Source organism: Variovorax sp. CF313 (genome assembly GCF_000282635.1).
GTDB lineage: Bacteria > Pseudomonadota > Gammaproteobacteria > Burkholderiales > Burkholderiaceae_C > Variovorax.
Genome location: NZ_AKIW01000059.1, coordinates 1 through 853, shown reverse-complemented (window position 1 = coordinate 853; position 853 = coordinate 1). Strand labels below are relative to the sequence as shown.

General features: G+C 62.3%; 1 protein-coding gene. It reads left to right on the top strand.

The features are described 5' to 3' along the window. On the top strand, positions 1–853 hold an 853-nt coding region (locus PMI12_RS15585), incomplete at both ends, for a cation:dicarboxylate symporter family transporter (protein ID WP_042673506.1).

The window sequence follows — 853 nt, the reverse complement described above, 5'->3', positions numbered from 1 at the left end:
ATCATCTTCTGCACGGTGGTGGTGGGCATCGCCGGCATGGAGGACATGAAGAAGGTAGGCAAGACCGGCGGGCTGGCGCTGCTGTACTTCGAGATCGTCAGCAGTATCGCGCTGCTGGTCGGCTTGGTGCTGGTGAACCTGCTCAAACCCGGCGCCGGCATGAACATCGACCCGGCCACGCTCGACACCAAGAGCATCGCGGCCTACACCGGCCCGGGAAAGATGACCGGCACGGTCGACTTCCTGCTCAACGTCATTCCGAGCACGGTGGTCGACGCCTTCGCCAAGGGCGAGATCCTGCAGGTGCTGCTGATCGCGGTGCTGTTCGGCTTCGCGCTGCACCGCTTCGGCGGCCGCGGCACGCTGGTGTTCGACGTGATCGAGAAAGGCTCGCACGTGCTCTTCGGCATCGTCAACTACATCATGAAGCTCGCGCCCATCGGCGCCTTCGGTGCGATGGCATTCACCATCGGCAAGTACGGCCTGGGCAGCCTGTTCTCGCTCGGCAAGCTGATGGGCACCTTCTACCTGACCTGCCTGCTGTTCATCTTCGTGGTGCTGGGACTCATCGCGCGCTTCCACGGCTTCAGCATCTGGAAGTTCATCAAGTACATCAAGGAAGAGCTGCTGATCGTGCTGGGCACGTCGTCGAGCGAATCGGTGCTGCCGCGCATGATGGAGAAGATGGAGAACCTGGGCGCCAACAAGACCTGCGTGGGCCTCGTCATTCCCACCGGCTACTCGTTCAATCTCGACGGCACGTCGATCTACCTGACCATGGCGGCCGTGTTCATCGCACAGGCCACCAACACGCCGATGACGCTCACGCAGGAGATCACCCTGCTGGCCGTGC